Annotated in this window: 6 protein-coding genes; 3 read left to right on the plus strand and 3 right to left on the minus strand. The window is 72.3% G+C overall.

Annotated elements, in window-relative coordinates:
- Positions 1-106: 106 nt before the first annotated feature.
- A complete protein-coding gene (locus PLL68_RS12990) occupies positions 107-796 on the plus strand; it encodes an SRPBCC family protein (RefSeq protein WP_324534732.1) in 690 nt (229 codons plus the stop codon).
- Positions 797-812: 16 nt separating this feature from the next.
- Positions 813-1,178, plus strand: a complete 366-nt coding sequence (locus tag PLL68_RS12995) for a TfoX/Sxy family protein (RefSeq protein WP_324534734.1) — start codon at positions 813-815, stop codon at positions 1,176-1,178.
- A gap of 14 nt (positions 1,179-1,192) precedes the next feature.
- Here the strand turns inward: PLL68_RS12995 and PLL68_RS13000 are convergent, their stop codons facing one another.
- Positions 1,193-2,143 (minus strand): phosphotransferase enzyme family protein, encoded by a 951-nt coding sequence (locus tag PLL68_RS13000; RefSeq protein WP_324534736.1) that lies wholly within the window; start codon positions 2,141-2,143, stop codon positions 1,193-1,195.
- A gap of 86 nt (positions 2,144-2,229) precedes the next feature.
- On the opposite strand from PLL68_RS13000, the gene PLL68_RS13005 reads away from it, so the two are divergent.
- Complete coding sequence (locus PLL68_RS13005) at positions 2,230-3,135, plus strand: coiled-coil domain-containing protein (RefSeq protein WP_324534738.1); 906 nt, start codon at positions 2,230-2,232, stop codon at positions 3,133-3,135.
- 18 nt (positions 3,136-3,153) lie between these two features.
- Here PLL68_RS13005 and PLL68_RS13010 read toward each other — a convergent pair whose 3' ends face one another.
- Both PLL68_RS13010 and PLL68_RS13015 read right to left on the minus strand, forming a co-directional pair.
- The gene (locus tag PLL68_RS13010) at positions 3,154-3,417 is read right to left on the minus strand and encodes a type II toxin-antitoxin system RelE family toxin (protein WP_324534740.1); all 264 of its coding nucleotides are present in this window, start codon (positions 3,415-3,417) and stop codon (positions 3,154-3,156) included.
- Complete coding sequence (locus PLL68_RS13015; protein ID WP_324534742.1) at positions 3,414-3,677, minus strand: type II toxin-antitoxin system Phd/YefM family antitoxin; 264 nt, start codon at positions 3,675-3,677, stop codon at positions 3,414-3,416. The genes PLL68_RS13010 and PLL68_RS13015 overlap by 4 nt, the downstream gene beginning before the upstream one ends.
- Between the last annotated feature and the right edge of the window lie 100 nt (positions 3,678-3,777).

Raw genomic sequence — 3,777 nt, forward strand, 5'->3', positions numbered from 1 at the left:
TGAACCGAGCCACAGGCCTGGCCGGGAGGCGCCTCGCCGGAGGAGAATTCTGGGGGCGCCTTCGCGGCGAGCGGCTGGCGTCGACCCGCAGATCCGCAGGAGGACCATGAGATTCACCGCGGCCACGGACGTCATCGTCGGGGGCGCCCAGGTGCTCGCGACGACGCTGACGGCCCCGCTCGGTAGGGGTCGCTACAACCGGTGGGGCGCGACCGATGCTGAAGTCGCGGCTGCCATGCCGGGCGACGAGCTCGTGCCGGACCCTCAGCTCGGATACACACGGGCCATCACGATCGACGCACCACCGGAGGACGTCTGGCCGTGGCTGGTGCAGATGGGTCAGGGACGCGGCGGGCTCTACAGCTACGACGGGCTCGAGAACCTCGTCGGGTGCGACATCCACAGCGCCGACCGGGTGCTGCCCGACTTCCAGCAGCTGGCGGCGGGGGACCTGATCCGGCTCGGCCCGGTGGGCTACCCGTGCTTCCGGGTCGACCGGGTGTCCGCCCCCGACTCCCTGGTGCTCGTCGGAGCCGACCCGCGCCCGCCACACGCGGCCGCGGCTGTCGACTCCCCCACCGGCATCGCGACCTGGCAGTGGCAGCTGCGTCCGAACCCGGACGCGCGGGGAACGCGACTGGTCACCCGCCAACGCCTGGCGTATCCACCGTCGCTGGGGCCCAGTCTCATGTGGCACCTCGTCGAGCCGATCGGCTTCGTCATGGAGCGCCGGATGCTGCACGGGATCAAGCGGCGCGCAGAGCTCACGCGGCTGCCGACGCTACGCTCGCAGTGATCGATGGGAGGCGCCCGTGGCGTACGACGAGGCACTGGCCGACCGGATCGGAGCCGCGGTCGAGGCTGCGGCCGGCGCCGCGGGATACCGCGAGATCAGGATGTTCGGCGGCCTGTGCTGGACCGTGAACACCCACATGGCCGTCGGGGCTGCCGGTGACGACCTGATGGTCCACGTGGGAACGGACGGGGTCACAGGCGCCCTCGGGCACGGCGCCCGGCCCGCGATGATGGGTGAGCGCACCATGGGCGGCATGGTGCTGGTCTCGTCGGCAGACCTGACCGACTCAGCCGCCATCGCCGAGTGGGTGGGCCCGGCGGTGGAGCGGGCGCTTGCGAAGCCGCCCAAGAAGCCCAAAGCACCGAAGGCGTCCAAGGCGTAGGTCGCGGGCCCCGGTCACTGGCGGCTGTCGACAGCCGCCAGGAGGGCGTCGAGCACCTCGCGGGTGTGCGGGTCGTCCAGGACCTCGCTGATCCACTCGGCGGCGTCGGCGCGCTGCGGGGAGCGGAGGTTGGGCGTCAGCCAGTCCTTGGCGGCCAGCTCGGTGATGTGCCCGAGCTGCGCGATGAGCATCGAGAAGTGCCCACGACGACTCACGGTTCCGGGCCCCCCGGCATCCCGATAGGCGGTGACGAGGGCGCGGGCCCGACGGGGGTCTCCGCACGCGAAGTCGAAGAGCACGTAACCGAGCTCCTGGCTCGGGTCCGCCGGGCCGCTCTCCTCCCAGTCGATGACGCACACTCCCCCGTCCGCGGTCCCGAGGACGTTGTCCGACCACAGGTCGCGATGGCAGGTGATCAGCCGCTCGGGCGGCTCGATCCAGGACTCCAGCGCCACCAGCTCATCCCGCAGGTGGGCCAGTCCGCTCGCGAACGGTGCGCCCTCCTGCGTCAGCTGGTCGACCACCTGGTCCCAACGCTCGGCACCGACGGGTTCGCAGAAGAACGGGTCCAGCGAGCCCAGGTCGGTGTCGGGCATCGGGACGCGGTGCATGGCCGCCACGACGGCGCCGACCAGAGCGGGATCCAGGAGACGGTCGGGCGGGCGCAGGTCGACCCACTCGTAGAGCCGGGCCTGACCGCCGTTGAAGGGCGCGAAGACCGACCCGTCCTCGGTGCGTCTCACCTCGGGGGTCGGGACGCCGGCCGCGTGTGCTGCTTCGTGGAACGCCGTCGCGGCAGCCACCTCCTCCTCCGTCGACGACACGAAGGGCACCTTGACCGCCCACCTCCCCTCAGCGGTGTCCAGCCGCCAGACGACACCCTGCTTGCCGCGGGCGACGGGGCCGTCGGACAGGATCGCCGGGCCGCCGAGCGAGAACCGCTGCGCCAGAGCCGTCGCGTCCATCGGCCCATTCGAGCACCTGGATGCCTCCCCCGTCGACTGCGCGGTCACGGGCTGCTGGTGGCAGCGTCCCGTGGCACGATCGCCTGATGGGCATCGAGGACGTCGCCGACGAGCTGTACGCCCTGGCTCCCGAGGACTTCACCGCCGCCCGCAACGCCCGTGCCAAGGCGGCCACGAGCGACGGAGACCGCGAGCTGGCCGCCGCCGTCCAAGGCCTGCGCAAGCCGACGGCGGGCGCGTGGCTGCTCAACCAGCTGGTGCGCCAGCGCCGCGGTGAGGTCGAGGAGGTCCTCGAGCTCGGCATCCGCCTCCGGGCCGCGCAGGGCACGCTCGGAGCTGACGACCTGCGCACCCTGGATGCCCAGCGACGGCTGCTGACCCGGGCCGTTGCCCAGCAGGCCGTGGCGATCGGGGTGTCTGCCGGCCGGAAGGTCTCTGCCCAGGTGGCCGCGGACGTCGAGGAGACGTTGCGCTCCGCGATGGTGGACCCGGATGCCGGTGCCGCCCTCGCGACCGGCCGGCTCACCGACACCTTCAGCTCGAACGGTCTCGAGCCGGTGGACCTCTCGCGGGTGGTGGCCCTGGGTGGGCGTGCCAGCACGGTGGCGGGGACGGCACCGACGGGGACGCCCACGGCAAGAACCACCGCCTCGGATGCCGCGGCGGGGGCCCGCGCCGCGCGCGCCCTCGCGGACGCCCGGCGTGCCGTCGAGGCGGCTGAGGCGGACCTGCGTGAGGCTCGGGAGGCGTCGGAGGAGGCCCGCCGGCAGGCGGTGGCGGCCGGGCGCCGGCGAGAAGACCTCGAGTCGCAGCTCGCCGAGGTCCGTCGACGTCTCGCGGACCTCGAGGAGCAGGTGGCAGCGAGCAGTGAGGCCGAGGACGCCGCTCGGCGCGCCCAGGTGTCTGCGACCCGGGCCGAGCGTGCGGCCGTCGAGTCAGCGAGCCGAGCCCGCGCCGAGCTCCAGACACACCTCGACCGCCCCGCCCCATAACCGACTCGAGCCGGCTGCTCAGAAGCGTCGGTAGATCTCCCTGCGATGACCGACCGCCACCACGAGGACCACCAGGACGTCGTCGTGGATCTCGTAGACGATGCGATAGTCCCCCGTGCGAACGCGCATCAGGCCATCCCCGCCGACGAGTCTCCTGGCCCCGCTGGGTCGCGGCTGCTCTGCGAGCAACTCGATGGCTGCCTGCACGCGGCGTCGAGCCGTGGGGTCACGCTTGCGTAGCGATCGGACTGCAGCCTCGGCGACCTCGACCCGATACGTCATGCCAGCCCGAGGTCGGCCTTGACGTCCTCCCAGGGGATCGCGGGCTGCCCGTTGTCGATCTCGTCGCGGGCATCCCTGGCCGCCTGCAGGTCGGCGAGGTCCTCCGCCGCAGCGATGAGGCGATCAAGGTCGTCAGCGTCGATGACGGCGGCGACCCGCTGCCCACGTCGGGTCAGGTAGACCGGATCGTGCTGGACGCGGGCGGCGTCCACGACGTCGGCAAGTCGAGCCCGGGCGTCGCTGACGGTGATGTCACTCATGGGCGCAACAATATCGCGTAAACCGCTGAGATGTACAACTGACGCCTCACGAGGTGCGGTCGCGCAGCTCCGTGACGTGCCGCGAGACCGACGGGTCGAG

The sequence above is a fragment of the Ornithinibacter sp. genome (assembly GCF_035443565.1).
Lineage (GTDB): Bacteria > Actinomycetota > Actinomycetes > Actinomycetales > Dermatophilaceae > Fodinibacter.

What these genes read in the sequence shown, in the direction of transcription:
- PLL68_RS12990 (WP_324534732.1), top strand. Translation starts at nt 107, where the DNA reads ATGAGATTCACCGCGGCCACGGACGTCATCGTCGGGGGCGCCCAGGTG.
- PLL68_RS13000 (WP_324534736.1), bottom strand. Translation starts at nt 2,143, where the DNA reads ATGGACGCGACGGCTCTGGCGCAGCGGTTCTCGCTCGGCGGCCCGGCG.
- PLL68_RS13005 (WP_324534738.1), top strand. Translation starts at nt 2,230, where the DNA reads ATGGGCATCGAGGACGTCGCCGACGAGCTGTACGCCCTGGCTCCCGAG.
- PLL68_RS13010 (WP_324534740.1), bottom strand. Translation starts at nt 3,417, where the DNA reads ATGACGTATCGGGTCGAGGTCGCCGAGGCTGCAGTCCGATCGCTACGC.
- PLL68_RS13015 (WP_324534742.1), bottom strand. Translation starts at nt 3,677, where the DNA reads ATGAGTGACATCACCGTCAGCGACGCCCGGGCTCGACTTGCCGACGTC.